Origin of the sequence: Streptomyces sp. NPDC056373 (assembly GCF_042262425.1) — a bacterium.
In the GTDB taxonomy this organism is placed as follows: Bacteria; Actinomycetota; Actinomycetes; order Streptomycetales; family Streptomycetaceae; genus Streptomyces.
This window is the reverse complement of record NZ_JBHJPX010000012.1, coordinates 114,642-139,511: the sequence shown is the minus strand read 5'-3', so window position 1 is coordinate 139,511 and position 24,870 is coordinate 114,642. Positions and strand designations below refer to the sequence as shown.

At 73.3% G+C, this 24,870-nt stretch carries 22 protein-coding genes; 17 read left to right on the top strand and 5 right to left on the bottom strand.

What is annotated here, in order from left to right; all coding sequences use genetic code 11:
- The first annotated feature begins 37 nt into the window (after window positions 1-37).
- Window positions 38-814 carry a ScbR family autoregulator-binding transcription factor gene (locus ACFCXS_RS25805; RefSeq protein WP_376645705.1) on the top strand — a complete coding sequence of 259 codons (777 nt, stop codon included), beginning with the start codon at window positions 38-40 and terminating at the stop codon, window positions 812-814.
- 187 nt (window positions 815-1,001) lie between these two features.
- A complete protein-coding gene (locus ACFCXS_RS25800) occupies window positions 1,002-2,288 on the top strand; it encodes a cytochrome P450 (RefSeq protein ID WP_376645704.1) in 1,287 nt (428 codons plus the stop codon).
- Here ACFCXS_RS25800 and ACFCXS_RS25795 read toward each other — a convergent pair whose 3' ends face one another.
- The gene (locus ACFCXS_RS25795; RefSeq protein WP_376645703.1) at window positions 2,289-3,212 is read right to left on the bottom strand and encodes an NAD-dependent epimerase/dehydratase family protein; all 924 of its coding nucleotides are present in this window, start codon (window positions 3,210-3,212) and stop codon (window positions 2,289-2,291) included. It lies immediately after the preceding gene.
- The gene (locus tag ACFCXS_RS25790; protein ID WP_376645702.1) at window positions 3,209-4,246 is read right to left on the bottom strand and encodes a ScbA/BarX family gamma-butyrolactone biosynthesis protein; all 1,038 of its coding nucleotides are present in this window, start codon (window positions 4,244-4,246) and stop codon (window positions 3,209-3,211) included. Before ACFCXS_RS25790 ends, ACFCXS_RS25795 begins: the two co-directional genes overlap by 4 nt.
- A 502-nt stretch (window positions 4,247-4,748) precedes the next feature.
- On the opposite strand from ACFCXS_RS25790, the gene ACFCXS_RS25785 reads away from it, so the two are divergent.
- From ACFCXS_RS25785 to ACFCXS_RS25770, 4 genes are all read left to right on the top strand, one after another.
- Window positions 4,749-5,444 carry a ScbR family autoregulator-binding transcription factor gene (locus ACFCXS_RS25785; RefSeq protein ID WP_376645701.1) on the top strand — a complete coding sequence of 232 codons (696 nt, stop codon included), beginning with the start codon at window positions 4,749-4,751 and terminating at the stop codon, window positions 5,442-5,444.
- A gap of 129 nt (window positions 5,445-5,573) precedes the next feature.
- The gene (locus ACFCXS_RS25780; RefSeq protein ID WP_376645700.1) at window positions 5,574-7,013 is read left to right on the top strand and encodes a DUF2252 domain-containing protein; all 1,440 of its coding nucleotides are present in this window, start codon (window positions 5,574-5,576) and stop codon (window positions 7,011-7,013) included.
- A 117-nt stretch (window positions 7,014-7,130) separates the two neighbouring features.
- Window positions 7,131-7,964 (top strand): hypothetical protein, encoded by an 834-nt coding sequence (locus ACFCXS_RS25775; RefSeq protein ID WP_376645699.1) that lies wholly within the window; start codon window positions 7,131-7,133, stop codon window positions 7,962-7,964.
- A gap of 65 nt (window positions 7,965-8,029) precedes the next feature.
- The gene (locus ACFCXS_RS25770) at window positions 8,030-8,359 is read left to right on the top strand and encodes a rhodanese-like domain-containing protein (protein WP_053670196.1); all 330 of its coding nucleotides are present in this window, start codon (window positions 8,030-8,032) and stop codon (window positions 8,357-8,359) included.
- Window positions 8,360-8,403: 44 nt separating this feature from the next.
- Here the strand turns inward: ACFCXS_RS25770 and ACFCXS_RS25765 are convergent, their stop codons facing one another.
- Entirely contained in the window at window positions 8,404-9,537 is a 1,134-nt protein-coding gene (locus tag ACFCXS_RS25765) for an acyl-CoA dehydrogenase family protein (RefSeq protein ID WP_376645698.1), read from the bottom strand.
- A 294-nt stretch (window positions 9,538-9,831) separates the two neighbouring features.
- Here ACFCXS_RS25765 and ACFCXS_RS25760 point away from each other — a divergent pair, with 294 nt between their 5' ends.
- The 3 genes from ACFCXS_RS25760 to ACFCXS_RS25750 are packed head-to-tail and all read left to right on the top strand — an operon-like array spanning window position 9,832 to window position 12,553.
- Window positions 9,832-10,599, top strand: coding sequence for a DUF5819 family protein (locus ACFCXS_RS25760; protein WP_376645860.1), 768 nt, complete (start codon window positions 9,832-9,834; stop codon window positions 10,597-10,599).
- Window positions 10,596-11,807: an HTTM domain-containing protein gene (locus tag ACFCXS_RS25755; RefSeq protein ID WP_376645697.1), complete on the top strand. Its 1,212-nt coding sequence runs from the start codon at window positions 10,596-10,598 to the stop codon at window positions 11,805-11,807. Before ACFCXS_RS25760 ends, ACFCXS_RS25755 begins: the two co-directional genes overlap by 4 nt.
- Window positions 11,804-12,553: a TrmH family RNA methyltransferase gene (locus ACFCXS_RS25750; protein ID WP_376645696.1), complete on the top strand. Its 750-nt coding sequence runs from the start codon at window positions 11,804-11,806 to the stop codon at window positions 12,551-12,553. The genes ACFCXS_RS25755 and ACFCXS_RS25750 overlap by 4 nt, the downstream gene beginning before the upstream one ends.
- A 113-nt stretch (window positions 12,554-12,666) precedes the next feature.
- On the opposite strand, the gene paaN is transcribed toward ACFCXS_RS25750, so the two are convergent.
- Window positions 12,667-14,397, bottom strand: a complete 1,731-nt coding sequence (gene paaN, locus ACFCXS_RS25745; protein ID WP_376645695.1) for a phenylacetic acid degradation protein PaaN — start codon at window positions 14,395-14,397, stop codon at window positions 12,667-12,669.
- A 160-nt stretch (window positions 14,398-14,557) separates the two neighbouring features.
- Between paaN and ACFCXS_RS25740 the strand changes: the two genes are divergently transcribed.
- Window positions 14,558-16,075 carry a 3-hydroxyacyl-CoA dehydrogenase gene (locus ACFCXS_RS25740; RefSeq protein ID WP_376645694.1) on the top strand — a complete coding sequence of 506 codons (1,518 nt, stop codon included), beginning with the start codon at window positions 14,558-14,560 and terminating at the stop codon, window positions 16,073-16,075.
- Complete coding sequence (locus ACFCXS_RS25735) at window positions 16,072-16,662, top strand: TetR/AcrR family transcriptional regulator (RefSeq protein ID WP_376645693.1); 591 nt, start codon at window positions 16,072-16,074, stop codon at window positions 16,660-16,662. The genes ACFCXS_RS25740 and ACFCXS_RS25735 overlap by 4 nt, the downstream gene beginning before the upstream one ends.
- A gap of 127 nt (window positions 16,663-16,789) precedes the next feature.
- On the opposite strand, the gene ACFCXS_RS25730 is transcribed toward ACFCXS_RS25735, so the two are convergent.
- The gene (locus ACFCXS_RS25730) at window positions 16,790-17,275 is read right to left on the bottom strand and encodes an Lrp/AsnC family transcriptional regulator (RefSeq protein ID WP_234847412.1); all 486 of its coding nucleotides are present in this window, start codon (window positions 17,273-17,275) and stop codon (window positions 16,790-16,792) included.
- Window positions 17,276-17,465: 190 nt separating this feature from the next.
- Here ACFCXS_RS25730 and pdhA point away from each other — a divergent pair, with 190 nt between their 5' ends.
- From pdhA to ACFCXS_RS25700, 6 genes are all read left to right on the top strand, one after another.
- Window positions 17,466-18,617, top strand: a complete 1,152-nt coding sequence (gene pdhA / locus ACFCXS_RS25725) for a pyruvate dehydrogenase (acetyl-transferring) E1 component subunit alpha (protein WP_376645692.1) — start codon at window positions 17,466-17,468, stop codon at window positions 18,615-18,617.
- Entirely contained in the window at window positions 18,614-19,618 is a 1,005-nt protein-coding gene (locus ACFCXS_RS25720) for an alpha-ketoacid dehydrogenase subunit beta (protein ID WP_376645691.1), read from the top strand. The genes pdhA and ACFCXS_RS25720 overlap by 4 nt, the downstream gene beginning before the upstream one ends.
- Window positions 19,618-21,108 (top strand): dihydrolipoamide acetyltransferase family protein, encoded by a 1,491-nt coding sequence (locus ACFCXS_RS25715; RefSeq protein ID WP_376645690.1) that lies wholly within the window; start codon window positions 19,618-19,620, stop codon window positions 21,106-21,108. Before ACFCXS_RS25720 ends, ACFCXS_RS25715 begins: the two co-directional genes overlap by 1 nt.
- Window positions 21,109-21,194: 86 nt before the next feature.
- Window positions 21,195-22,250 (top strand): NTP transferase domain-containing protein, encoded by a 1,056-nt coding sequence (locus ACFCXS_RS25710; RefSeq protein ID WP_376645689.1) that lies wholly within the window; start codon window positions 21,195-21,197, stop codon window positions 22,248-22,250.
- Window positions 22,247-23,635 (top strand): molybdopterin molybdotransferase MoeA, encoded by a 1,389-nt coding sequence (locus ACFCXS_RS25705; protein ID WP_376645688.1) that lies wholly within the window; start codon window positions 22,247-22,249, stop codon window positions 23,633-23,635. The genes ACFCXS_RS25710 and ACFCXS_RS25705 overlap by 4 nt, the downstream gene beginning before the upstream one ends.
- Window positions 23,632-24,741 carry a potassium channel family protein gene (locus tag ACFCXS_RS25700; protein ID WP_376645687.1) on the top strand — a complete coding sequence of 370 codons (1,110 nt, stop codon included), beginning with the start codon at window positions 23,632-23,634 and terminating at the stop codon, window positions 24,739-24,741. The genes ACFCXS_RS25705 and ACFCXS_RS25700 overlap by 4 nt, the downstream gene beginning before the upstream one ends.
- Window positions 24,742-24,870 lie beyond the last annotated feature (129 nt).

Below are 24,870 nucleotides of genomic sequence, written 5' to 3'. Positions count from 1 at the left end.
ATTGCGTCGCCATCAGAGCCCTGCAGGGGAGCCACGGGTGACCAAACAGGACCGGGCCGTCCGGACCCGTCTCGCGTTGATCCGGTCCGCTGCCGAACTGTTCGAGGACCGGGGGTACGTCCGGGCCGGCCTGGCGCAGATCAGCGCGGGGGCCGGGGTCAGCTCCGGTGCGCTGCACTTCCACTTCGCCAACAAGGCCGCCGTCGGCGAGGCCGTCGAGCACGCGGCCGCCGACGCTCTGCGCGGGGCCGCGGAGCGCGGCCGGGGCGGCGGCGGGCACGCTCTGCAACGCCTCGTGGACGTCACCCATCACGTCGCGCGGCTGCTGTGCGGCGACGTGGTGGTGCGGGCCGGGCTGCGGCTGAACGCCGAGGGGGGCGCCGTGCGGGCGCGGGACCTGCGCCGGGAATGGCGGGAGTGTGTGCACGGGCTGCTGGCCGAGGCGGAGCGCCTGGGCGAACTCGCCGCCGGCGTCACGCCGCAGCGCACCGGCACCGTGGTCCTCGCCGCCACGACCGGCATCGAGGTGCTGGCCCGGGAGGACCAGGGCCGGCTCGCGCGCCCCTCGTTGACCGACCTGTGGCAGCTGCTGCTGCCGAGCGTGGCGGCACCGGGGCTGGTGGGGGTGCTGGACCCGGCGGGGAGTGGTTCGGCACGAGGTGAATCGGCACAGGGTGAATCGGGGGGGAGCGGGTCGGTGGAGGGCGGGCCTGCGGGGAGCGGTCCGGCGGGGGGCGGGCCTGCGGGGAGCGGGGCGCCGGCCGCTCCGGGGCTTCGGACGGACGTGCTGCGGGTGGGGCTCGCGCTGCGGTGATCGTGGGGCGCGCTGCGGTGGCGGGGGCTTCGGACATACGCGTGCGGGTGGGGTTCGCGCCGCGGTGGCGACCCGCCTCTGGTCGACCGCTGGTGAATCCATGGCCAAAACAAACCGGATGCCAAGTTTTTCCGGCCCGCTGACCGCAGGATGGTTCCCCAGCCCCTGGACCGAGGAGCGTTGAGTCATGGCCGAACAGCAGGCCTGCCCCTTCCTGTCGATCGACCCGTCCGGTCAGGACCTGTACGGGGAGACAGCCCGGATCCGTGCCCGTGGCCCGGCCGTGGAGGTCGAACTCCCCGGCGGCGTACGGGCGTGGTGGATCACCGGCCTGGAACTGAACAAGCGGCTCCTGGCCGGGCCCGAGACGAGCAAGGACGCCTTCCAGCACTGGCCGGCCTGGATCAACGGGGACATCTCCCGTACCTGGCCGCTCGCCATCTGGGTCTCGGTGCGCAACATGGTCACCGCCTACGGCTCCGACCACAGCCGGCTGCGCAAGCCGATGGCAGCCGCGTTCACCAAGCGCCGCGTAGACGCGCTCATGCCGCGCGTCCAGGAGATCGTCGACCGGGCACTGGACGCACTGGAGCGCGTCCCGGAGGGCGAAGTCGTCGACCTCCGGGCCGCGTTCGCGGCTCCGATCCCGCACGAGGTGGTGTGCGAGCTCTTCGGCGTACCGCGCGGCGACGACGGCCCCCGCGCGGACCTCTACCGCATCATCAACCGCTTCTTCGACACCGCCATCTCCCTGGAGGACGCCCAGGCCAACGCCGTCGACCTCTACGGCACGCTGACCGCGTTCCTCCAGCACAAACGCGAGCACCCGGCCGACGACCTGACGACGGCGCTCATCGCCGCACGCGACGAAGGAAGCTTCAGCGAACAGGAGTTGATGGACAATCTGATCCTGCTGCTCACCGCCGGTTTCGAGACGACCGTCAACCTCATCGACAACACGGTGCACAGCCTGCTCGCCCACCCCGACCAGCTCGGCCTCGTCCGCTCCGGCCGGTCCACCTGGGAGGACGCACTGGAGGAATCACTGCGCTTCGAGGCGCCGGGTGCCATGTCGGGTCTGCGCTACGCCGTGCGGGACATCGAGATCGAGCCGGGCCTGACCATCCCCCAGGGCGACCCGCTCGTGGTCTCCTTCGCCGGTGCCGGGCGCGACCCCGAGCGGCACGGGCCCGATGCCGACCGGTTCGACCTCACCCGCGGCACCAGCCGCGACCACGTGTCCTTCGGCCACGGCGTGCACCACTGTCTGGGCCGGCCCCTGGCCATGGCCGAGGCGACCGTGGCCCTGACGTCGCTGTTCGCGCGCTTCCCGCGGCTGGCACTGGCCGATCCGTCGCATCCGCCCAGGCGGCTGCGGTCCATCATCTCCACCGGGCACGAGGAACTGCCGGTGCTGTTGCACGGCCCGGGCCCGGGCCCGCGTCCCCAGGCGCCGGGGGTGCGGCCGGAGTGATCAGGAGACCTTCCGGCCCTGGAGGAACGCGCGGTACCAGGGGGCCGCGCGGGTGAACCCGGCCTCGAACCCCTCGCCCGGCGAGCAGTCGAATGTCTTGAAGAACGTGTCGTCCACGAACCAGTGGTCGACCGTGAGCATGCCGAGGTGGTGAAGGGCGAGGGGTGACCCGGCGGCCCGGTCGAGGGCGGTGGCGACGTCCACGGCCGCACCGCCGCCGGGCTCCCCCAGTTCCCGCGAAACGGCGGCCAGCAGGTCCGCGACCGCCACCGGCTCGGGGTGGTTCACATGGTGCACACCGCCGCCGTGCGCCGATGAGAGCGCGGCGGCCACCGCCGCACGGCCCAGGGTGTCGACGTCGATCATCGACTGGAGCGCCGCGCAGCCGGTCAGGGTGGCCGACAGCTCGTTCATCAGCCACACCAGGCCGGGGATCACCCAGCGGTCGCCCTCGCCGTACACGAGGTGCGGGCGCAGCACCAGGCCGCCCGCGTCGAGGACGTACCGTTCGGCGGCGGCCCGGGAGCGGCTGGTGGGTGACGCGGGCGCGATCGGGACGTCCCCGGGGCGTACGCCGCGGAAGGGGCCCCGGCCGTGCACGGCGGCGGTACTGACGTACACGATCCGGCGCACCCCGGCGCGCACGGCCTCCTCGACCAGGGCGCGGGTGCCGTGGTCGTTGACCGCCTCGACGGTTCCGGCGTCGCCGCCGACCGTCGTGGCGCAGTGCACCAGGACGTCGGTGTCGGCGCAGACCCCGCGCAGGGAGGGCGGGGCGCACAGGTCGCCGTGCACGTACTCGGGCCCCTGCGGCGCGTGCCGGGACAACAGGCGTACGTGGACGCCCGGTTGCCGCTGCGCCGTGGCCGCGACCCGGCTGCCGACGAAGCCGCTCGCGCCTGTGACGAGGATCTTGGACGTCACGGCAGGGACCGTACCTGCGAGGGCGTGGCGGAGGTCAGGGTGGCGGTGAAGACGGACTCGCCGTCCTGTCGCCCCGACACCCGCACCGTCGCCTCCCCGGGGCTTCCGGCGAGCACCTCGGTCTCGATGCGGCAGGGGCTGTGCAGTTCGGCGTACCGGGTGAAGTCGGCCGTCATCCTGTTCGGCAGGAAGGGGTGCACGCCGGACGCGGCGGTCGCGGCCTGGCGGGCCGCCTCGAACAGGACCATGCCGGGGACGTGGTCGTTGGGCCGCGGGAAGAGGACCGGGTGGCCGGTGTCCACGCGCAGATTCCAGACGCCGGGGCGGTCGCCGGGAGCGAGGACGACGTCCTCGGCGCGGGCCCGGCCCGCGGTGGGCGGCGCTATGCCCGGCAGGAGGGGAACCGGCCGGTCCATGGCGTCCAGCCTGTCCGCCCGCAGGCGGCGGTAGGCGCGCGGGGAGGTGCAGCCGGTGCTTCCGGTGCCTCGGGCGACGAGCTGTCCGGCGCGGCGGAACTCCATCGTGGTCCGCATGCTGTGCAGCCCGCGGCCGCGGCGGCGGACCTCGGAGCACACGACGTCGAACTCGACCGGTTCGGCGGCGTCCGCCAGCAGCAGCGCGGCCGGGTCGACGCGGACCGTCATGTCCCACATGACGAAGTGCGTGTCGGCGGGGGCACCGAACTCGGCGTGCGCCAGCACCATCGAGGCCTGCCGCAACGTTTCGCCCACGACCATCGGGTCCTGGTGGAGGTCGTCCACGGGGCCGAAGAAGGGGTGGGCCGCCGGCCAGTGCGCGGTGAAGCGGAAGCGGTTGTCGGAGATTCGGGCCCACCGGGTGGGGAAGACGTCCGTCTCGGTGGTGCGATGGGCGAGTTCCTTGGTGACGACGGTGGTGTGGGAGTGGGGGGTGGAGCGTCCGGTGACGGGGGAGGGCGGCGCGAGTACCTGGGCGGCTTCGGGTTCTCGGGCGACGTCGGCCGGTGCCGGGGGTTGTCCGGCGGTGGTGGCCGGGGGCGCGGGTATGTCGGGCACCGGTGCCGTCGGGTTCTCGGTGAGCGGTGCCGACGGTTCCTGGACGGCCGTGTCCGTGGCCGGTGCCGCGATGGCGGGAGCCGGTGGTGCGGATGCCGCGGCGGTGGGAGCCGGTGGTGCGGATGCCGCGGCGGTGGGAGCCGGTGGTGCGGACGCTTCGGCGGTGGGAGCCGGTGTTGCGGTGGTGGTGGCCGGGGCCGCTGTGGCGGGGCGCGGTGGGGAGCTCCCCCGGGGGGCGGAGGTTTGTGGCGAGTTCTCGACGGTCGTAGCACTTCCGTTTGCCGGAAGGCCCCCACGTCCGGTCTGATCCTCCGTGAGTGCGCTTAAAGGCCCTGTCTGCGGCATGAGAACCCCCAGTTCAACTGCCTGACCGCGATCGACGCTTGACTAAGATACGGACGAGCCGGTTTTTTTCAAAGGGTGAGCCAAGCACCCGGAACAGGCTCTCGCGCCCTCGCACACAGCGACTTCACAGGGATCGACGGAGATCAGGAGGCATCCGATGGCGCGACAGGAGCGCGCGATCCGCACCCGGCGGACCATCCTGGAGGCGGCAGCTGCCGTCTTCGACGAACGCGGCTACACCTCGGCGACCATCGGCGAGATCCTGGACCGGGCAGGCGTCACCAAGGGCGCGCTGTACTTCCACTTCGGCTCCAAGGAGGAGCTGGCGGCGGGCGTGTTCCAGGAGCAGCTCGCCCTCACGCTCCCGTCACAGACCAGCAAGCTCCAGGAACTCGTCGACTCCGGTCTGGTGATGGCCCGCCGACTGCGGTCCGAACCCATGGTGCGGGCCAGTGTGGGGCTCGCCCTCGACCAGGGGGCCATGGACCTCGACCGCACCCCGGCCTTCCGGATGTGGATCGACCAGAACACGCAGATGCTGGCCGAGGCGAAGGCGCGGGGCGAGCTGCTCCAGCACGTCGACGCGGCGGAGACGGCCGAGCTGCTGGTCGGCAGCTTCTCCGGGGTGCAGCTGCTGTCCCAGCTGCGCTGCCAGCGGCAGGATCTGGAGCGCCGTGTCGTCGTGCTGTTCGAGCACTTCCTGCCCAGCATCGCCGTGCCGGCGGTGCTGGCACGGCTCGACATCTCGGCGGAGAGGGCCGAGCGGGTGCTGGCGCAGGTCCTGACGGAGCCGACGGCCGTGTCGGCGCAGGCCTCCGTACCCGCTCAGGCCCACGTGTCCCGGGGGGCGTAGCCACTGCCGTACGGCCCGCCATGGGTGTCCACAGCGCTGGAGTTGTCCACAGGGTCTGACGCGTTTCGGCCACCGGTTGTACGGTCGGCACGAGTTGATGTTCGTGCGCGTGCGGGGGAGGCGGTCGGGATGACCAGCACCGGAGACCGGGACGAGAGCGGGACGGCGGCGGCAGCCGGGGCGCCGCCCAGGCTGCCGCGGGTGCGTGGCTTCGCCGAGTGGCCGTCCGCCGGGTCGCCCAAGGACGAGGGCAAGGCCCTCCGCAAGCGGATACCGCGCAGCTCGCACGCCTCGCTCGACCTGGACGCGTCCCGGCCCGACGCGGTGAGCGCCGTGGAGGAGTCGGGCCGCGGGCGGCTGCCCGAGCTGACCCCGATCCGCGTCGGCCGCATGGCCGCCACCCCGTTCGCGTTCCTGCGCGGCGCGGCGGGACTCATGGCCTACGACCTCGCGCGCACGCCCATGACCAGGATCCGGGCGCAGCTCTGCGGCGACGCCCACGCGGCCAATTTCGGCCTGTACGGCGACGCGCGCGGCGGCCTGGTCATCGACCTGAACGACTTCGACGAGACGGTGCCCGGCCCCTGGGAGTGGGACCTCAAACGACTCGCGGCCTCCCTGGTGCTCGCGGGCCGGGTGGCCGGAGCGGACGAGGACCAGTGCCGCAAGGCGGCCTACGACGCGGCCGGCGCCTACCGCAGGACCATGCGGCTGCTGGCCAGGCTCCCGGTGCTGGACGCGTGGAACGCCATCGCGGACGAGGAGCTCGTCTCCCACACCGACGCCCATGATCTGCTCGGCACGCTGGAGCGGGTCTCCGAGAAGGCCCGCCACAACACCAGCGGCCGCTTCGCGGCCAAGTCGACCGAGGCCACGAAGGGCGGCGGACGCCGGTTCGTGGACGCGCCACCGGTGCTGCGGCGGGTCCCCGACGCCCAGGCCGCGGCCGTGGCCGCGTCGCTGGAGGAGTACATGGGCACCCTCCAGGAGGACCGCCTGCCGCTCCTCGCCCGGCACGCGGTGCACGACGTCGCCTTCCGCGTCGTCGGCACGGGCAGCGTCGGCACCCGCTCCTACGTCGTGCTGCTCCTGGACCATCGCGGCGAGCCGCTGGTGCTCCAGGTCAAGGAGGCGCGGGCGTCGGCGCTGGTCCCGCATCTGGCGACGGCCGGTTTCGAGACGCCGGCGGCCGGCCACGAGGGCCGGCGGGTCGTGCTGGGCCAGAAGCGGATGCAGGTCGTGAGCGACAACCTGCTGGGCTGGACGACGGTGGACGGGTTGCCCTTCCAGGTCCGCCAGTTCCGCAACCGCAAGGGCAGCGTCGATCCGGCCGCCCTGGCCACCGACCAGCTGGACGACTACGGCCGCATGACCGGTGCCCTCCTGGCGCGTGCGCACGCGCACAGCGCCGATCCGCGGCTCATCGCCGGGTACTGCGGGAAGAACGAGGAGCTGGACGAGGCGATGGCGTCCTTCGCCGTGGCGTACGCGGACCGGACCGAGGCGGATCACGCGGAGCTGCTGGCGGGAGCGCGGGCGGGGAAGGTCGCGGCGGAGACGGGGGTGTGACGGGTGAGGGCGGGCCGCCCAAGCCCCGCCCGGGGCGCCGGCAGCGGTCGGTGTGCCACCCCGGGCCCGTTCTCCTCCGAGGCCGGGCCTGGTCCGTGCGTCCCCTAGGCTGGTCGGGTGACGACCCCGGAAGCTGAGCAGGATGGTGGCGACGCCGCACGGCCCGAGGCGCGGCTGGAGCGGGCTGTGCGGGCCGCCGAGCAGGCGTTGATCGAGTACGAGATCGCGGTGGAGACCTTCCGTGTCGAGGTCGAGAACTTCTCCCGGCTGCACGAACAGAAGCTCGGCCCGCTGTACGCCCGGCTCGAGGAGCTGGACGCCCGGATCCTGGAGGCCAGAGCCGCCCGCAGCGGCGACCCCGCGGACCGGCAGCGGGCTGAGGAGGCCAGAGCGCGGCTGGCCCCGATCCCCGGCGTCGAGGAACTGCTGCACGGCTGGATGGACGGCAGTGGTCTGTTCCCCGAGGCCTCGGCGATGCTCACGGAGCAGCCGGTCCGGCCCCCGCAGCGGGTCCGCCCCAGCGAGGAGGCCCGCAAGCTCTACCGCGACCTGGCCCGCAAGGCCCACCCGGACCTGGCGCAGGAGGAGAAGGAGCGCGCGCGGCGCGAGGAGTTCATCACGCGGGTCAACGCCGCCTACGCCCGGGGCGACGAGGCGGAGCTGCGCGAGCTCGCCGCGGAGTGGGCCGAGGGACCCGAGCTGAAGCGGGTCCCCAGCCGCGCCGAGGAGCTCTACGCCCGCCTCGAGTGGCTCGCCCAGCGCAAGGAGCTGCTCGGGCTGCTGGCCAGGGAGCTGGAGGACAGTGCCATCGGCCACATGCTCCAGCTGGCCCCGGACGACCCGGACCGGCTCCTGGACGAGATCGGGCAGGGCCTGTTCACCCAGGTCGCCGAGCGGGAGAAGGAGCTGGCCGCGCTGCTCGAGGGCGGGGACGACCAGGGCAGGGGCTGAGCCGTGCCCCGGCCGGCGTTCCGGCCGGTTCCGGTAGCGTCGGGCCCATGAGTTTTGGAGCTGGTGTGCCCACGGTCGCGGTCGCGGACCTCAAGGACGGTGACTTCCTGCTGGACGTCCGGGAGGACGACGAGTGGAAGGCCGGCCACGCCGCCGGGGCGCTGCACATCCCGATCAGCGAGTTCGTCGCCCGCTACGGCGAGCTGACCGAGGCCGCCCCGCAGGACGGCCGGGTCCATGTGATCTGCCGTTCGGGCGGCCGGTCCGCCCAGGTCACGATGTACCTGGCCCAGCAGGGCGTCGACGCGGTGAACGTCGACGGCGGCATGCAGGTGTGGGAGGCGGCGGGCCGTCCCGTCGTGACGGACGACGGGCAGCAGGGGTTCGTCCTCTAGGCGGTTCGTCCTCCAAGGACACTGCCGCGGCCCTGTGCCACGGGTCAGGCCGGGGGGTGGGCGGCCAGGAGGTCGCCCAGGGCCTCCTCGTGTGCCGCGGCCGGGCCGAGTGAGAGTTCCAGGTGCTTGGCCCAGGCGTGGTAGCGGTGCAGCGGGTAGTCCACGTCGGCGCCGAACCCGCCGTGCAGATGCTGCGCGGTCTGCACGACCCGGCGCACGCCCTCCGCAGCCCAGATCTTGGCGACGGCCACGTCACCGGCGGTGGGCAGCGGGCCCGGGGCCCCGGAGGCGATCCGCCACGCGGCCTGCCACAGGGTGGCCTCCATGGCGCGCAGGTCGATGTAGCGGTCGGCGGCCTGCACGGCGACGGCCTGGAAGGTCGCGATCGGGAACCCGAACTGCTCCCGCTCGCTCGTGTACTCCCCGGTCATCCGCAGCACGCGCTCCCCGAGCCCGAGCGCCAGCGCACACGTCCCGGTGGCCAGCAGGTCCCGCAGCCACTCCCACGCCCCGTCGGTGTCGATCACGTCCCGGGCGGCGAGCCGTGCCGATGTCAGCCGCAGCTCACCCAGCCGCTCGCCGCTGGTGGAGAACTGCTCGGCGAGGTGGGCCCCCTCGTGCCCGCGCGGCACCAGGGCCAGCACGGTCCGGCCGGTCCCGGTGTGCGCGGGGACGAGCGTGACGTCCGCGTCGTAGGCCCACGGCACCGCCGTCTGCACGCCGTCCAGCACCCAGGTCCCGCCGTCCTGCCGGGCGGTCACCGACTGCTCGGCCGGGTCGTGGCCGGTGCGGCCGTGTGCGGCGACGGTCAGGACGGTCTCGCCGCGGCCGGCCCGGGCGAGCAGGTCCGCCTTCGCCTCCGCACCGCCGTAGGCCTGGACGGCCGCGGCCGCCGCGCTGCTCTCCAGCAGGGGCACCCTGGCGAGTACCTGCGCCGACTCCCGCAGGACCAGGCACAGCGCGATGGCGTCCAGGCCCGCCCCGCCGTACCGCGCGTCGAGCAGCAGGCTCAGCAGGTCGGCGTCGGCGAGCCGGGCCCACAGGGCGCGGTCGTAGGTCTCGGCGACGGCGCCGGGGGTCAGGGCCGGGCTGGGCACGGCGTCGGGGGCGACCCCGGCGAACACGCCCTTCGCCGCCTCGGCCGCCGCCTGCTGCTCCTCGGTGAAGGTGAAGTCCACGGTGCCTGTCCTTCCGGCGATCCCGGTGAGCTGACGGGGCGTCAAGATAGAACAGGTTCTAGAAGAAGGGAATGGGTGTACGGGCGGGCGCCGTAGGGTGTCACTCGCCGTACGGGCGGCCTCCCGGTGTGGCGATGGCCACGGTGGGAGGGGCGGCCAGGGGCTGTGCGCGGGTGGGTGCGCTGAGTACGGTGCCCGTGCCGATGCCGTGCGCAGTGCCGTGCGGGCGGTGCGACGCCCTCGCGACCGGCCGGGCGGACGGAACGACGGACCGGGATCGTGGAACGGGGCGGAATGGACGCGTACGACGAGGGCTCGAACGCCCGGCACGGCCCCGACGCGCCGAGCCTTCCGGCCCCGCGGGCGGAGCAGGACGTACCGGTGGACCCGCCCGGTGAACCCCGTACCGGCATCGCGGCACTCTCCCCGAGCTACCAGGTCGGTGTAGCCCTGGCGCTGGCGGTCGTCGCCATCGGGGTGTGTGTACACCTCGGGATGACGTTCCTGCACGTCGCGCCCGTGAACACGGTCACCAGGGCGCACGGCGAGGCCGTCGACGACTGGATCTATCCGGAGTTCGAGCAGAACTGGAAGCTCTTCGCACCGAACCCGCTCCAGCAGAACATCTCGATCCAGGTCCGCGCCGGGGTCCGAGGGCCCGACGGCATGACGTCGACCACCGGCTGGTACGACCTGTCCGCCGAGGACGGCCGGGCCATCGACGGCAACCTGCTGCCCAGCCACACCCAGCAGAACGAGCTGCGCCGGGCCTGGGACTTCTACGTCGCGACACACGACGGCGAGAACCGCCCGGTGGGCCTGCGCGGAGCGCTCTCGGAGTCGTATCTGCGCCGGATCATGGTGCTGCGCCTCCACGACGACGACGCGGTGCGGGCCGCGACCGGGGGCGCCGGTGTCGTCGAACGGGTGCAGGTGCGCTCCCGCACCAGCAATGTGCCGCCGCCCGGGTGGAGCCGGGAGAAGGTCTCCATGACGCCGTCCTACCGGGAGCTGCCGTGGTGGAGGGTGCCGCGGGCCGAGGCCGAGGGAGGGGTGCGGTGAACCGCCTCTCGCTGGCCGTCTCGGGCGCCATAGCCCGCGTCACCGAGGCCGCCCTGGGCCCCTACCAGACGGCCGTCATCCGCATCGGCTTCAGCGCCACCTGGCTGCTGTTCCTGCTCCGCGAACTCCCCCACCGGCACGAGCTGTACGGTCCCGACGGCCCCTGGAGCTTCGATCTCGCCCGGCAGCTGGTCGGTTCCAACGGCTCCTTCACCGCCCTGATGTGGTCGGACGGCCGGATCTGGTTCGAGACCGTCTACGCGCTCGCTGTGCTCTCCAGCGCCCTGCTGATGCTGGGCTGGCGCACCCGCACCATGTCGGTGGTGTTCATGGTGGGTGTGCTGTCGCTGCAGAACCGCAGCGTCTTCATGGGCGACGGCGGCGACAACGTACTGCACCTGATGTCGATCTACCTGGTGTTCACGCGGTGCGCCCAGGTGTGGTCGCTGGACGCCCGGCGGGCCGCGCGGGAGCGGGCGGCCCGCGCGCGGGGAGAGCGGGTCACGGACCGGACCGGACCGGTGCTGTGGGGTGTGCTCGGGCTCGTGCCGGTCGCGGTGACCCTGGCCGGCCGGATGCAGGGCGACTGGCTGATACCGGCGCTGCTGTGGACGGTGTGGGTGGTGCAGGGGCTGTGGTGGCTGGCCGGGCGCCGGGCCCGGACCGGTGAGCCGCGGATCATGCTGGACGTCGTCGCCAACATCGTGCACAACGGCGCGCTGCTCGTGATCATGGCGGAGGCGTGCCTGATCTACGCGACGGCCGGCTGGTACAAGATCCAGGGCTCCCGCTGGCAGGACGGCACCGCGGTCTACTACCCGCTCCACCTGGAGTACTTCTCGCCCTGGCCCGCTCTCGCCGATCTGCTGTCGGCCAGCGGCACCATGGTGATGCTGGTGACCTACGGGACGGTCCTGGTGCAGGTCGCCTTCCCGTTCACCCTGTTCAACCGGAGGGTGAAGAACGTCCTGCTGGCGGTGATGATGACCGAGCACGCCGTGATCGCCGTGGTCCTCGGTCTGCCGTTCTTCTCGCTCGCGATGATCGCGGCGGACGCGGTGTTCCTGCCGACGGGCTTCCTGCGCCGCCTGGGCGACAGGGCGGCACGCGCGCGTGAGCGGCTGCCGCGCCGGGGCGGCCGGGCGCCGGTCCCCGGACAGCGTGCGCCCGAGAGCCCCGAGACCACGCCCGTAGGCTTCGGGCCATGACCGACCCCGTGACCACCTGGCACCGGCTCGCCGGTGACACCGTCCTGCTCGACGGCTTCCACGCCCTCAAGCACGCGCTGCGTTTCGGCGCGCGGGTGCCGGTCGCGGTGACGGCCGACCGGGTGGCCGCGCTCGCGCTCGCCGACGAGCTGGCCCCTGACGTGCGGGACGTGCTGGCCGGGCTGCTGAGCGAGGTGCCGCACGAGACGTACGCGTCGCTCGTGCCCCGCCCGCACCCCACGGCCGTGGCCGCGCTGGCCGTACGGCCGTCCCGTTCGTCCGGCCTCGCGAAGCTGGCGGCCGCGCCGCGCGGGACCCCGGTCGTGGTCCTCGACCATCCGCGCAACCTGGGCAACGCCGGTGCGGTGATCCGCCTGGCCGCCGGCTTCGGCGCCACGGGCGTGGTGACGACCGGGACGCTCGACCCCTGGCACCCGACGGTCGTGCGGGGCGGGGCGGGCCTGCACTTCGCGACGACGGTGGAGCGGCTGGCCGTCGAGGAGCTGCCGCCGGGCCCGCTGTTCGCCCTGGACCCCGAGGGCGACGACATCCGGGGCATCGAGCTCCCGGACGACGCCGTCCTCGCGTTCGGCTCGGAGCGCACGGGCTTGTCACCCGAACTACGCGCTCGCGCCGACCACTTGCTGTCCCTGCCGATGCGCCCCCAGGTCAGCAGCTACAACCTGGCGACGAGTGTGGCGATGACGCTGTACCACTGGAGCGCGGGTTCTGGAGTGCCCCGATAGGGGCGCGGGGCTGTATCGATGAGCGGCTCCGCCGCGCGGGCGCGAACAACCACAACTGTCCGGCCCCCGCGCGCCAACGAGAACCCCCGGCCTCCTAGCGCCCCCGAGCTCAGCTACGCGTCCCGCCGCACCTCGACCACCCGGAACCGATTGGCCACGAACGCCCCGTCACACAGCGCCGCACTGGCCGCCGGATTGCCACCCGACCCGTGGAAGTCGGAGAACGCGGCCGTCTGGTTCACATACACCCCACCCGTGAGGTTCAGCGACAGCTGCGCCGCCTCCTCCAGGCACGCCTCCCGTACGTCCTGCTCGACGTCCGGGTCGGTCGTGTACGCCCCGACGGTCATCGCGCCCTTCTCCCGCACGGTCCGCCGCAGCAACTCCACCGCGTCGGCAGCGGAGTCGACGGCGACGGCGAAGGACACCGGCCCGAAGCACTCGCTCATGTAAGCGGCCTCGTCGTCCGGCTTGGCCCCGTCCAGCTTCACGATCACCGGCGTACGGACGACGGCCCCCGGGAAGTCCGGGTTGGTGATCTCGCGGGAGGCCAGGGCGACCTCGCCCAGCCCCGAAGCAGCCTCCAAGCGGGCCTTCACGTCCGGGTTGACGATCGCGCCGAGCAGCGCGTTCGCCCGGGCGTCGTCGCCGAGCAGCCCGTCGACGGACCGGGCGAGGTCCGCGACGACCTCGTCGTAGGACTTGGGGCCCTGGTCGGTGGAGATGCCCTCGCGGGGGACCAGCAGGTTCTGCGGGGTCGTGCACATCTGGCCGCTGTACAGGGACAGCGAGAAGGCCAGGTTGGAGAGCATGCCCTTGTAGTCGGACGTGGAGTGGACGACGACCGTGTTGACGCCGGCCTTCTCCGTGTAGACCTGCGCCTGGCGGGCGTTGGCCTCCAGCCAGTCGCCGAACTCGGTCGAGCCCGTGTAGTCGATGATGCGGATCTCGGGGCGCAGCGCGAGGGTCTTGGCGATGCCCTCGCCGATGGGGGTCCCCCCTGCTCGAGCGGAGCCGAGAGCTTGGGGGCGCTCGGCGGCCAGCGCGACCAGGTTCGGGTCGAAGCCGGTCTCCGCGAGCACCTCGCGGGCGACCTGCACGGTGAGGGCGAGCGGCAGCACCGCGCGCGGGTGGGGCTTGACCAGGACCGCGTTGCCGGTGGCGAGGGAGGCGAACAGGCCCGGGTAGCCGTTCCACGTCGGGAAGGTGTTGCAGCCGATCAACAGGGCGATGCCCCGCGGGACCGGCGTGAACTGCTTGTTCATCGCCAGCGGGTCGCGCTTGCCCTGCGGCTTGGTCCACTCGGCGTTGTCCGGCGTGCGCACCTGCTCCACGTACGCGTAGGCCACCGCCTCCAGGCCGCGGTCCTGCGCGTGCGGGCCGCCCGCCTGGAACGCCATCATGAACGCCTGGCCGGAGGTGTGCATGACCGCGTGCGCGAACTCGTGCGTCCGGTCGCTGATGCGCTTGAGGATCTCCAGGCAGACCACCGCGCGCTGCTCGGCGCCCGCGTCCCGCCAGGCGCGCTGTCCGGCCTTCATGGCGGGCAGCAGCACGTCGAGGTCCGCGTGCGGGTACGTCACGCCCAGGTCGACGCCGTACGGGGAGGTCTCGCCGCCCACCCAGTCGTCCGTGCCCGGCTGGCCGAGGTCGAGGCGGGAGCCGAGCAGGGCGTCGAAGGCGGCCTTGCCCGCCGCCATGTCCAGGCTGCCGTTCTCCCCGTAGGCCTTGGGGTGCTCGGGGTGCGGGGACCAGTAGGCGCGGGTACGGATCGCTTCCAGCGCCTGGTCGAGGGTGGACCGGTGCCGGGCGATCAGCTCGTGCGCCGAGAGTGCGGCGGTCATGGGTGACCAACTCCTCGTCTCAAGAACTCCTCGTCGAGTTCATGACCTGGGCAGAAACCTGGGCAGGAACACTCGGACAGAGCTAGAGTAACCGAACGATCGGTCGGTTCAAGGGGGTCCGCCGCATCTGTGGAAAACCCCGTGCGGGAGGATCGCGCACATGACAGCACTCGACCTCAGCAGCCCCGTGGCCGTCGTCGGCACCGGCACCATGGGCCAGGGAATCGCCCAGGTCGCGCTGGTCGCGGGCCATCCCGTACGGCTGTACGACACGCTCCCGGGGCGGGCCCGGGAGGCGGCCGACGCGATCGGCGCCCGCCTGGACCGGCTCGTCGAGAAGGAGCGGCTCACCGGCGCCGACCGGGACGCCGCCCGCGCCCGGCTGCTGCCCGCCGAGGACCTCCCCGAGCTCGCCGACTGCGCCCTGGTCGTCGAGGCCGTCCTGGAACGGCTGGACGTCAAACAGGACCTGTTCCGCGCGCTGGAGGGCATCGTCTCCGACGACTGCCTGCTCGCCACCAACACCTCGTCGCTGTCCGTCACCGCCATCGGAGGCGCCCTGCGCGTCCCGGGCCGCTTCGTCGGACTGCACTTCTTCAACCCCGCCCCGCTGCTGCCGCTGGTCGAGGTGGTCTCCGGCTTCGCCACCGACGTCACCTACGCCACGCGCGCGTACGAGACCGCCCGGGCCTGGGGCAAGACGCCCGTGGCCTGCGCGGACACCCCCGGTTTCATCGTCAACCGCATCGCCCGGCCCTTCTACGCCGAGGCCTTCGCGGTGTACGAGGCGCAGGGCGCCGACCCGGTCACCATCGACGCCGTGCTGCGCGAGTCGGGCGGCTTCCGGATGGGCGCGTTCGAGCTGACCGACCTGATCGGCCAGGACGTCAACGAGTCGGTCACGCGGTCGGTCTGGGAGTCCTTCTTCCAGGACGTGCGCTTCACGCCGTCCCTCGCCCAGCGGCGCCTGGTCGAGTCCGGCCGGCTCGGCCGCAAGACCGGCCACGGCTGGTACGACCACGGGGAGGACGCCGAGCGCCCCGAACCGGACACCGCCGACAAGCGGCAGCCGCCCGCGTACGTCGTCGCCGAGGGCGATCTGGGCCCGGCCGCCGAGCTGCTCCCGATGATCCGTGAGGCGGGCATCCCGGTCCGCGACGAGGACGAGGACAGCGGCAGCCGCCTGGTGCTGCCGAGCGGCGGGCAGCTCGCCCTGGCCGACGGGCAGACCTCCGTGGAGTTCCGCGACGTCGTCTACTTCGACCTCGCGCTCGACTACCGCAAGGCCGGCCGGATCGCCCTGTCGGCCTCCCAGGACACCTCCCCGCAGACGCTCGCCGAGGCCGTCGGCCTGTTCCAGGCGGTCGGCAAGCGGGTCACGGTCATCGGCGACGTGCCGGGCATGATCGTCGCCCGCACGGTGGCGCGCATCATCGACCTGGCGCACGACGCCGTCGCCAAGGGCGTCGCCACCGAGGAGGACATCGACACCGCGATGCGCCTAGGCGTGAACTACCCCCTGGGTCCCTTCGAGTGGAGCCGCCGGCTCGGCCGCTCCTGGGCCTACGCGCTCCTGGACGACCTCCACCTGCGCGACCCCTCGGGCCGCTACGCGCCCTCCCTGGCGCTGTACCGCCACGCCCACGCCTCCGACAAGCGGGAGGGCACCGCCTCATGACCACCGCCAAACGCGACACCTACACCCCGGACACGCTGCTGTCCGTCGCCGTCCAGGTGTTCAACGAGCGTGGCTACGACGGCACCTCCATGGAGCACCTCTCCAAGGCGGCCGGCATCTCCAAGTCGTCGATCTACCACCACGTGACCGGCAAGGAGGAACTGCTGCGCCGGGCCGTGGACCGGGCCCTGGACGGGCTCTTCGGGATCCTCGACGAGGAGCACGCGCGCGTGGGGCGTGCCTCGGACCGTCTGGAGCACGTCGTCCGGCGCATGGTCGAGGTGCTGATCACCGAGCTGCCCTACGTGACCCTGCTGCTGCGGGTGCGCGGCAACACCGACACCGAGCGGTGGGCCCTGGAGCGCCGCCGCGACTTCGACCACCGGGTCGCCGACCTGCTCAAGGCGGCCGCCGCGGACGGGGACGTGCGCGCCGACATAGAGGTCCGGCTGGTGACCAGGCTGGTCTTCGGCATGATCAACTCGATCGTCGAGTGGTACCGGCCGGACGGGCGCGGCATGAGCGAGCGCGAGGTGGCCGACGCGGTGGTGCAGGTGGCCTTCGGAGGCCTGCGCAAGGCCGGGTGAACCCGGGCCTGTCGGCCCTGCGGTTCCAGGTCCTCCGCCTCGCAGGGCCGCCCGAGGCGCGGAGCGGGGCTCGGACCTGCGGTTGCAGGTCCGTCCTCGCAGGGCCGACGGGGGCCGGGAGCGGGGCTCAGCCCTGCGGTTCCAGGTCCTCCTCCTCGAACACCAGCAGGGTGCGTGTGCTGAGCACCTGTGGGATCGCCTGGAGCCGGGTCAGCACCAGCTCGCGCAGGGACCGGTTGTCGGAGACGTGGACCAGCAGCAGCACGTCGAAGTCGCCGCCCACCAGGGCGATGTGGGAGGCGCCGGGCAGCTGTCTGAGCTCCTCGCGGACCGTGCGCCAGGAGTTCTGGACGATCTTCAGCGTGATGTACGCGGAGGTGCCCTGACCTGCCCGCTGGTGATCGACCCGGGCGCCGAAGCCCCGGATGACACCGTCCTCGACGAGCCGGTTGATGCGGGCGTAGGCGTTCGCCCGGGAGACGTGGACCCGCTCGGCGACCGACCGGATCGAGGCCCGGCCGTCCGCCTGGAGCATGCGCAGGATGTCCTGATCTATGGCGTCCAGGGGCCGTGGCGGCGGCAGCACGCCGCTGTCGTCCTGCCCTTCGGCCATTTGTTCAGATGTCACCTGCGCCGACCTCCCCGCCATGGACGTACTGCGTCCATCACAGGCTGTGGAGAACCGTTTGTCCACAGCCTGAGGCCACCCATAGCCAAATTGCGCCGTCGACCGAACAATCGGTAGGTGAGGCGGGTCACAGCCGACGCGTCTCTTCGAGCCGCTCCCACGAGGAGGTGCCGTCATGACGGTCATGGAGCAGCGGGGCGCTTACCGGCCGACCCCGCCGCCCGCCTGGCAGCCGCGCATGGACCCCGCGCCGCTGCTGCCCGACGCGGAGCCGTACCGCGTCCTCGGCACCGAGGCGGCCGCCAAGGCCGACCCCGAGCTGCTGAGGGCGCTGTACGCGCAGCTGGTGAAGGGCCGCCGCTACAACGCGCAGGCCACCGCCCTCACCAAGCAGGGCCGTCTCGCGGTCTACCCCTCCACCACCGGCCAGGAGGCCTGTGAGGTCGCCGCCGCCATGGTCCTTCAGGAGCGCGACTGGCTCTTCCCGAGCTACCGCGACACGCTCGCCGTGGTGGCCCGGGGCGTGGACCCCGTCGAGGCGCTCACCCTGCTGCGCGGCGACTGGCACACCGGCTACGACCCCTACGAGCACCGGGTCGCCCCCCTGTGCACCCCGCTCGCCACCCAGCTGCCGCACGCCGTCGGTCTCGCACACGCCGCCCGCCTCAAGGGCGACGACGTGGTCGCGCTGGCCATGGTCGGCGACGGCGGCACCAGCGAGGGCGACTTCCACGAGGCGCTGAACTTCGCCGCCGTCTGGCAGGCCCCGGTCGTCTTCCTCGTGCAGAACAACGGCTTCGCGATCTCCGTCCCGCTCGCCAAGCAGACCGCGGCCCCGTCGCTGGCCCACAAGGCCGTCGGCTACGGCATGCCCGGCCGCCTGGTCGACGGCAACGACGCCGCGGCCGTGCACGAGGTGCTCTCCGACGCCGTACGTCACGCCCGCGCGGGCGGCGGCCCCACCCTCGTCGAGGCGATCACCTACCGCGTCGACGCCCACACCAACGCCGACGACGCGACCCGCTACCGCGGTGACGCCGAGGTCGAGACCTGGCGCGAGCACGACCCGGTCCGGCTGCTGGAGCGCGAGCTGACCGAGCGCGGCCTGCTCGACGAGGCCGGCATCGAAGCCGCCCGCCAGGACGCCGAGACCATGGCCGCGGCCCTGCGCGAGCACATGAACCAGGACCCGGAGCTCGACCCGATGGACCTGTTCAGCCACGTCTACGCCGAGCCCACGCCCCAGCTGCTGGACCAGCGCGAGCAGCTGCGGGCCGAGCTGGAGGCCGAGGCCGACACCGCTCCGGAGGGGGGCATGCACCGATGACCACCGTCGCCGTCAAGCCGGCCACCATGGCGCAGGCCCTCACGCGCGCGCTGCGCGACGCCATGGCCGCCGACCCCGCCGTGCACGTCATGGGCGAGGACGTCGGCACCCTCGGCGGCGTCTTCCGCGTCACCGACGGCCTCGCCAAGGAGTTCGGCGAGGACCGCTGCACGGACACCCCGCTCGCCGAGGCCGGAATCCTCGGCACCGCGGTCGGCATGGCCATGTACGGGCTCCGGCCGGTCGTCGAGATGCAGTTCGACGCGTTCGCCTACCCGGCGTTCGAGCAGCTCATCTCCCACGTGGCCCGGATGCGCAACCGCACCCGCGGCCGGATGCCCCTGCCGATCACCATCCGCGTCCCCTACGGCGGCGGCATCGGTGGCGTCGAGCACCACAGCGACTCCTCCGAGGCGTACTACATGGCGACTCCGGGGCTCCATGTCGTCACGCCCGCCACCGTCGCCGACGCCTACGGGCTGCTGCGCGCGTCCATCGCCTCCGACGACCCGGTCGTCTTCCTGGAGCCGAAGCGGCTCTACTGGTCGAAGGACTCCTGGAACCCCGAGGAACCGGCGCCCGTCGAGCCGATCGGCCGCGCCGTGGTGCGCCGCCCGGGCCGCAGCGCCACCCTCATCACCTACGGGCCGTCCGTACCCGTCTGCATGGAGGCGGCCGAGGCCGCCCGGGCCGAGGGCTGGGACCTCGAAGTCGTCGACCTGCGCTCCCTGGTGCCGTTCGACGACGAGACGGTGAGCGCCTCGGTGCGGCGCACGGGACGCGCGGTCGTCGTCCACGAGTCGGGCTCCTTCGGCGGCCCGGGCGGGGAGATCGCGGCCCGGGTCACCGAGCGCTGCTTCCACCACCTGGAGGCGCCGGTGCTGCGGGTGGCCGGGTTCGACCTCCCGTATCCGCCGCCGATGCTGGAGCGCCACCACCTGCCCGGTGTGGACCGGATCCTGGACGCCGTGGGGCGTCTGCAGTGGGAGGCCGAGAGCTGATGGCACAGGTGCTGGAGTTCAAGCTGCCCGACCTCGGTGAGGGACTGACCGAGGCGGAGATCGTGCGCTGGCTGGTCGAGGTCGGCGACGTGGTCGCGATCGACCAGCCGGTCGTCGAGGTCGAGACGGCCAAGGCGATGGTGGAGGTGCCCTGCCCCTACGGCGGTGTCGTCACGGCCCGCTTCGGCGAGGAGGGCACGGAACTGCCCGTCGGGGCACCGCTGATCACGGTTGCCGTGGGGGAGCAACCCACTTCCGGCGCCGAGGACACCGGCTCCGGGGGGTCGGGCAACGTCCTGGTCGGCTACGGCACCTCCGAGGCGCCCGCGCGGCGCCGCCGGGTACGGCAGGAGCGGCCGCTGTCCGGCGCGCCCGCGACAGCCGGCCGGGCCGGATCCGCCGGGTCGCCGGCCGGGCGGGCGGATGCCGCCGCGGCCCGGGGGCCGGTCTCCCCGGGGCAGACGCGGGCGCAGACCGGCGGCTCCGTGTCGACCGTGCACGGCCGGGCCGACGGCACCACCGCCGACGGCTCCCGCACGGCGGGCGGTCCCGTCCCCGTGATCTCACCCCTGGTGCGCCGGCTGGCGCGACAGAACGGCCTGGACCTGCGGGACCTGACCGGGTCCGGCCCCGACGGGCTGATCCTGCGGGCGGACGTGGAGCACGCGCTGCGCGCCTCGGGCACCCAGGGCGCTCCGGCCGCACCGCAGCCGGTCGACGTGCGGCACGCCCCGAGCCCGGCCCTCGCCTCCCGCTCCTCCGCGGCGGCGGCCCCCGGCGGGACCCGCGCCCCGCTCACCGGCGAGACGCGCACGCCGCTCAAGGGCATCCGGGGCGCCGTCGCCGACAAGCTGGCGCGCAGTCGCCGGGAGATCCCGGACGCCACCTGCTGGGTGGACGCGGACGCCACGGAGCTCATGCGGGCGCGCGCGGCCATGAACGCGGCCGGCGGACCGAAGATCTCCCTCCTGGCCCTGCTGGCCCGGATCTGCACCGCGGCCCTCGCCCGCTTCCCCGAGCTCAACTCCACGGTCGACGCGGAGGCCAGGGAGGTCGTCCGGTTCGACCACGTGCACCTGGGGTTCGCGGCGCAGACCGACCGGGGCCTGGTCGTCCCGGTCGTACGGGACGCGCAGGCGCGCGACGCGGAGTCGCTGACCGCCGAGTTCGCCCGGCTGACCGAGGCGGGCCGGACGGGGACGCTGACACCGGGCGAACTCACCGGCGGGACCTTCACGCTGAACAACTACGGGGTCTTCGGCGTCGACGGCTCCACCCCGATCATCAATCACCCCGAGGCCGCCATGCTCGGCGTCGGCCGCATCGTCCCCAAGCCGTGGGTGCACGAGGGCGAGCTGGCGGTGCGGCAGGTCGTCCAGCTCTCGCTCACCTTCGACCACCGGGTCTGCGACGGGGGCGTGGCGGGCGGCTTCCTGCGGTACGTCGCGGACTGCGTGGAGCAGCCCGCGGTGCTGCTGCGGACGCTGTGATTCCTGTTCCTTGTCCGTGCCGGTGTTCGTGATCGCGTCGCTTCCCCCGCGTTCCGTGTGATCGCGGGGGCACGCATACTCGGGGGATGACCGCCTACGAGTCCCCCGGCGAACCCGTTGCCGGAACCGGTCCCGGCCAGGGGGCGGACCCCGCCGGACACGACGCCGTCGTGCTCGCCGGCGGTGCCGCCCGGCGCCTGGGCGGCACGGACAAACCCGGTGTGCGGGTGGGCGGACGGCCGCTGCTCGACCGGGTGCTCGCGGCCTGCGCCACCGCCCGCACCACCGTCGTCGTCGCCGCGCCCCGGCCGACCGCACGGCCCGTGACCTGGGCCCGCGAGGACCCGCCCGGCGGCGGACCGCTCGCCGCGCTCGACGCCGGGCTCCGCCACACCACGGCCGAGCACGTCGTCGTGCTCTCCGCCGATCTGCCGTTCCTTCAGGAGCCGACGGTGGGCCGTCTGCTGGGCGCACTGCGGGCGAGCGGCTCCGACGGTGTGCTGCTGACCGACCCCGGGGGCCGTGACCAGCCGCTCGTGGCCGCCTACCGCGCGCCGCGGCTGCGCGAGGAGCTCGCGCGTCTCGCCGAACGGCACGGCGCGCTCGCCGGTCTCCCCCTGCGGCGCCTCACCGCCGAGCTGGACCTCACCCGCATCTTGGACCCCGTCGCGTCCTTCGACTGCGACACCTGGGACGACATCGCCACCGCCAGGGCACGTATCAGGGAGCATGGGCACGTGTTGGATGAATGGATTTCCGCCGTCAAGGACGAACTGGGGCTCGACCTCGATGTCGACACCCGCGGCCTGCTCGACCTCGCCCGCGACGCCGCCCACGGGGTGGCCCGGCCCGCGGCGCCGCTGACCACCTTCCTCGTCGGCTACGCGGCCGCACAGGCGGGCGGAGGCCCCGAGGCGGTGGCCGAGGCAGCCCGCAAGGCCGCGGCCCTGGCCGACCGCTGGGCCAAGGAGAGCACCTCCGAGGCCGGGCCCGCCGCGGACGGCTCACAGCAGCCTCGGGGCGACGCGGCCACGGGCGGTGCGCAGCCCTCTCAGGGCGATGCGGCCCCGAACGGCTCGCAGCCCCCTCAGGGCGACGTGGCCCCCGACGCCACGCCCGACACCCGCCCGGACGCCGGATGACCCCGCACGGCGCCCGTGCCGGTGAGGACGCCGAGGACCTCGACGTCGAGGAGGTGCTCGCCCTCGTGAGGAACAGCAACGGCGATCACCTGCCCGACCCCGCGGAGCGGGGCGAGACGGACGGCGCCCGCACCTCCCACCCGCCGGATCCCTCCCCGCGGCCCGACACCCGTCACCGCGCCACCCCCTGGCCCGAGGCCCGGGCCCTGGCCGAACGCGCCGGCCGTGCGGCCGCCCGGGCCGCCCGCCGCGACCCCGTCTCCGCGCCCCTCGACACCGCCCTCGGCCTGACCCTCGCCGCCCCGCTGGACGCCCTCACCGACCTCCCTTCCTTCGACACCTCGGCGATGGACGGCTGGGCGGTGTGCGGGCCCTCCCCCTGGCACGTACGGGACGAGGGCGTCCTCGCCGGGCATGCCGCGCCCGTGCTCCTCACCGACGGCGAGGCCGTCCGGATCGCCACCGGCGCCCGCATCCCCCCGGAGACCACCGCGGTCCTGCGCAGCGAGCACGGCCGAACCGACGACAAGGGCCGCCTGTACGCGACCAGGGACGTCGTCCACGGCCAGGACATCCGCCCGCGCGGCCAGGAATGCCGTACCGGCGACCAGCTCCTCGCCGTCGGCACGCTCGTCACCCCGGCCGTCCTCGGGCTCGCGGCCGCCGCCGGGTACGACGCCGTCACCGCCGTCCCTCGCGCACGTGCCGAAGTCCTGGTCCTCGGTGACGAGTTGCTCACCCAGGGCCTGCCGCACGACGGTCTGATCCGGGACGCGCTCGGCCCGATGCTGCCGCCCTGGCTGCGGGCGCTCGGCGCCGAGGTCATCGCCGTCCGGCGCATCCGTGACGACGCCGACGCCCTGCACGAGGCCGTCACCGCGTCCGGGGCCGACGTCATCCTCACCACCGGGGGCACCGCGGCGGGCCCCGTCGACCATGTCCACCCCACGCTGCGCCGGCTCGGCGCCGAACTCCTCGTGGACGGCGTCCAGGTGCGCCCGGGCCACCCCATGCTGCTGGCCCGCGTCACGCCGACCCAGCACCTCGTGGGTCTCCCGGGCAACCCGCTCGCCGCGGTCTCCGGCCTGCTGACGCTCGCCGAGCCCCTGTTGCGGATCCTCGCCGCGCGTCCGGCGCCCGAGCCGTACACGATGCCGCTCCGGGACGCCGTGCACGGGCACCCGCACGACACCCGGCTCGTCCCCGTCGTCCTGCGCGGCGACGAGGCCGTGCCGCTGCACTACAACGGCCCCGCCATGCTGCGCGGCATCGCGGCGGCCGACGCGCTGGCCGTCGTGGAGCCGGGCGGCGCACGTCCCGGGCAGGAGACGGAACTGCTCGACCTGCCCTGGGCGTCCGGAGGAATCGGGGTGTGTTTCACGTGAAACTTCCGGGCCAGGACGCGATCGCCCGCCAGGCCGACGAGCATCTGGTGACCTATCGGGTGAAACTCCCGAGGAAAGTGGTGGAGCACCCGATCCGCCAGGTCGCCAAGCGGCTCTCGATGGCGCTGTTCGTCCTCGTCCTGACCGCGCTCATCGTCTACGCCGACCGCGACGGCTACAACGACAACGCGGGCGGCGGCGTCAGCCTCCTCGACGCGTTCTACTACGCGACCGTCACGCTCTCGACCACCGGCTACGGTGACATCACCCCGGCGAGCGAAAGCGCCCGGCTCACCAACATCCTCGTCATCACGCCCCTGCGTGTGCTGTTCCTGATCATCCTGGTCGGCACCACCCTCGAAGCCCTCACCGAACGCACCCGGGAGGAGTGGCGACTGACCCGCTGGAGGTCCACGTTGCGCGATCACACCGTCGTCATCGGCTTTGGCACGAAGGGCCGGTCGGCGATCCGGACCGTCTGCGCGACGGGTCTGAAGAAGGAGCAGGTCGTCGTGGTCGACCCCAGTTCCAAGGTGATCGACGCCGCGACCGCCGAGGGCTACGCGGGCATCGTCGGGGACGCGACCCGCAGCGAGGTGCTCAAGCAGGCCGAGGTGCACAAGGCGCGCCAGATCATCATCGCGACCCAGCGCGACGACACCGCGGTCCTGGTGACGCTGACGGCACGCCAGCTCAACCGCGGCGCGAAGATCGTGGCCACCGTGCGGGAGGAGGAGAACGCCCCGCTGCTCAAGCAGTCGGGCGCGGACGCGGTCGTCACCAGCGCCAGTGCCGCCGGACGGCTGCTCGGCCTGTCGGTGCTCAGCCCGTCGGCCGGCATGGTGATGGAGGATCTCATCCAGCAGGGCAGTGGGCTCGACATCGTCGAACGGCCCGTGGTGAAGGCGGAGGTGGGCAAGACGCCGCGGGAGGTCGCCGACCTGGTGGTGAGTGTCATACGCGGTCACCGGGTCCTCGGCTACGACGATCCGTCCGTCGGACGGCTGGAGCTGACCGACCGCCTCATCACCATCGTGCGCAAGACCCCGGCGACCCAGGTCGCGCCGGACATCCGCCCGATGCCCCCGATGCCCCGCAACACCTGACATCCGCCTGATGCGTCCGGTGCCCCGCAACACCTGACATCCGCCTGATGCGTCCGGTGCCCCGCAACACCTGCCATCCGCCCCATGCCCCCGGTGCCCCGCAACACCTGACATCCGCGGCGAACGGCC

Bases quoted from the DNA above. Each gene is read 5' to 3' on its own strand.
- ACFCXS_RS25800 (WP_376645704.1), top strand. From the start codon at position 1,002: ATGGCCGAACAGCAGGCCTGCCCCTTCCTGTCGATCGACCCGTCCGGT.
- ACFCXS_RS25785 (WP_376645701.1), top strand. From the start codon at position 4,749: ATGGCGCGACAGGAGCGCGCGATCCGCACCCGGCGGACCATCCTGGAG.
- ACFCXS_RS25780 (WP_376645700.1), top strand. From the start codon at position 5,574: ATGACCAGCACCGGAGACCGGGACGAGAGCGGGACGGCGGCGGCAGCC.
- ACFCXS_RS25760 (WP_376645860.1), top strand. From the start codon at position 9,832: ATGGACGCGTACGACGAGGGCTCGAACGCCCGGCACGGCCCCGACGCG.
- ACFCXS_RS25750 (WP_376645696.1), top strand. From the start codon at position 11,804: ATGACCGACCCCGTGACCACCTGGCACCGGCTCGCCGGTGACACCGTC.
- paaN (WP_376645695.1), bottom strand. From the start codon at position 14,397: ATGACCGCCGCACTCTCGGCGCACGAGCTGATCGCCCGGCACCGGTCC.
- ACFCXS_RS25740 (WP_376645694.1), top strand. From the start codon at position 14,558: ATGACAGCACTCGACCTCAGCAGCCCCGTGGCCGTCGTCGGCACCGGC.
- ACFCXS_RS25735 (WP_376645693.1), top strand. From the start codon at position 16,072: ATGACCACCGCCAAACGCGACACCTACACCCCGGACACGCTGCTGTCC.
- ACFCXS_RS25730 (WP_234847412.1), bottom strand. From the start codon at position 17,275: ATGGCCGAAGGGCAGGACGACAGCGGCGTGCTGCCGCCGCCACGGCCC.
- pdhA (WP_376645692.1), top strand. From the start codon at position 17,466: ATGACGGTCATGGAGCAGCGGGGCGCTTACCGGCCGACCCCGCCGCCC.
- ACFCXS_RS25720 (WP_376645691.1), top strand. From the start codon at position 18,614: ATGACCACCGTCGCCGTCAAGCCGGCCACCATGGCGCAGGCCCTCACG.
- ACFCXS_RS25715 (WP_376645690.1), top strand. From the start codon at position 19,618: ATGGCACAGGTGCTGGAGTTCAAGCTGCCCGACCTCGGTGAGGGACTG.
- ACFCXS_RS25710 (WP_376645689.1), top strand. From the start codon at position 21,195: ATGACCGCCTACGAGTCCCCCGGCGAACCCGTTGCCGGAACCGGTCCC.
- ACFCXS_RS25705 (WP_376645688.1), top strand. From the start codon at position 22,247: ATGACCCCGCACGGCGCCCGTGCCGGTGAGGACGCCGAGGACCTCGAC.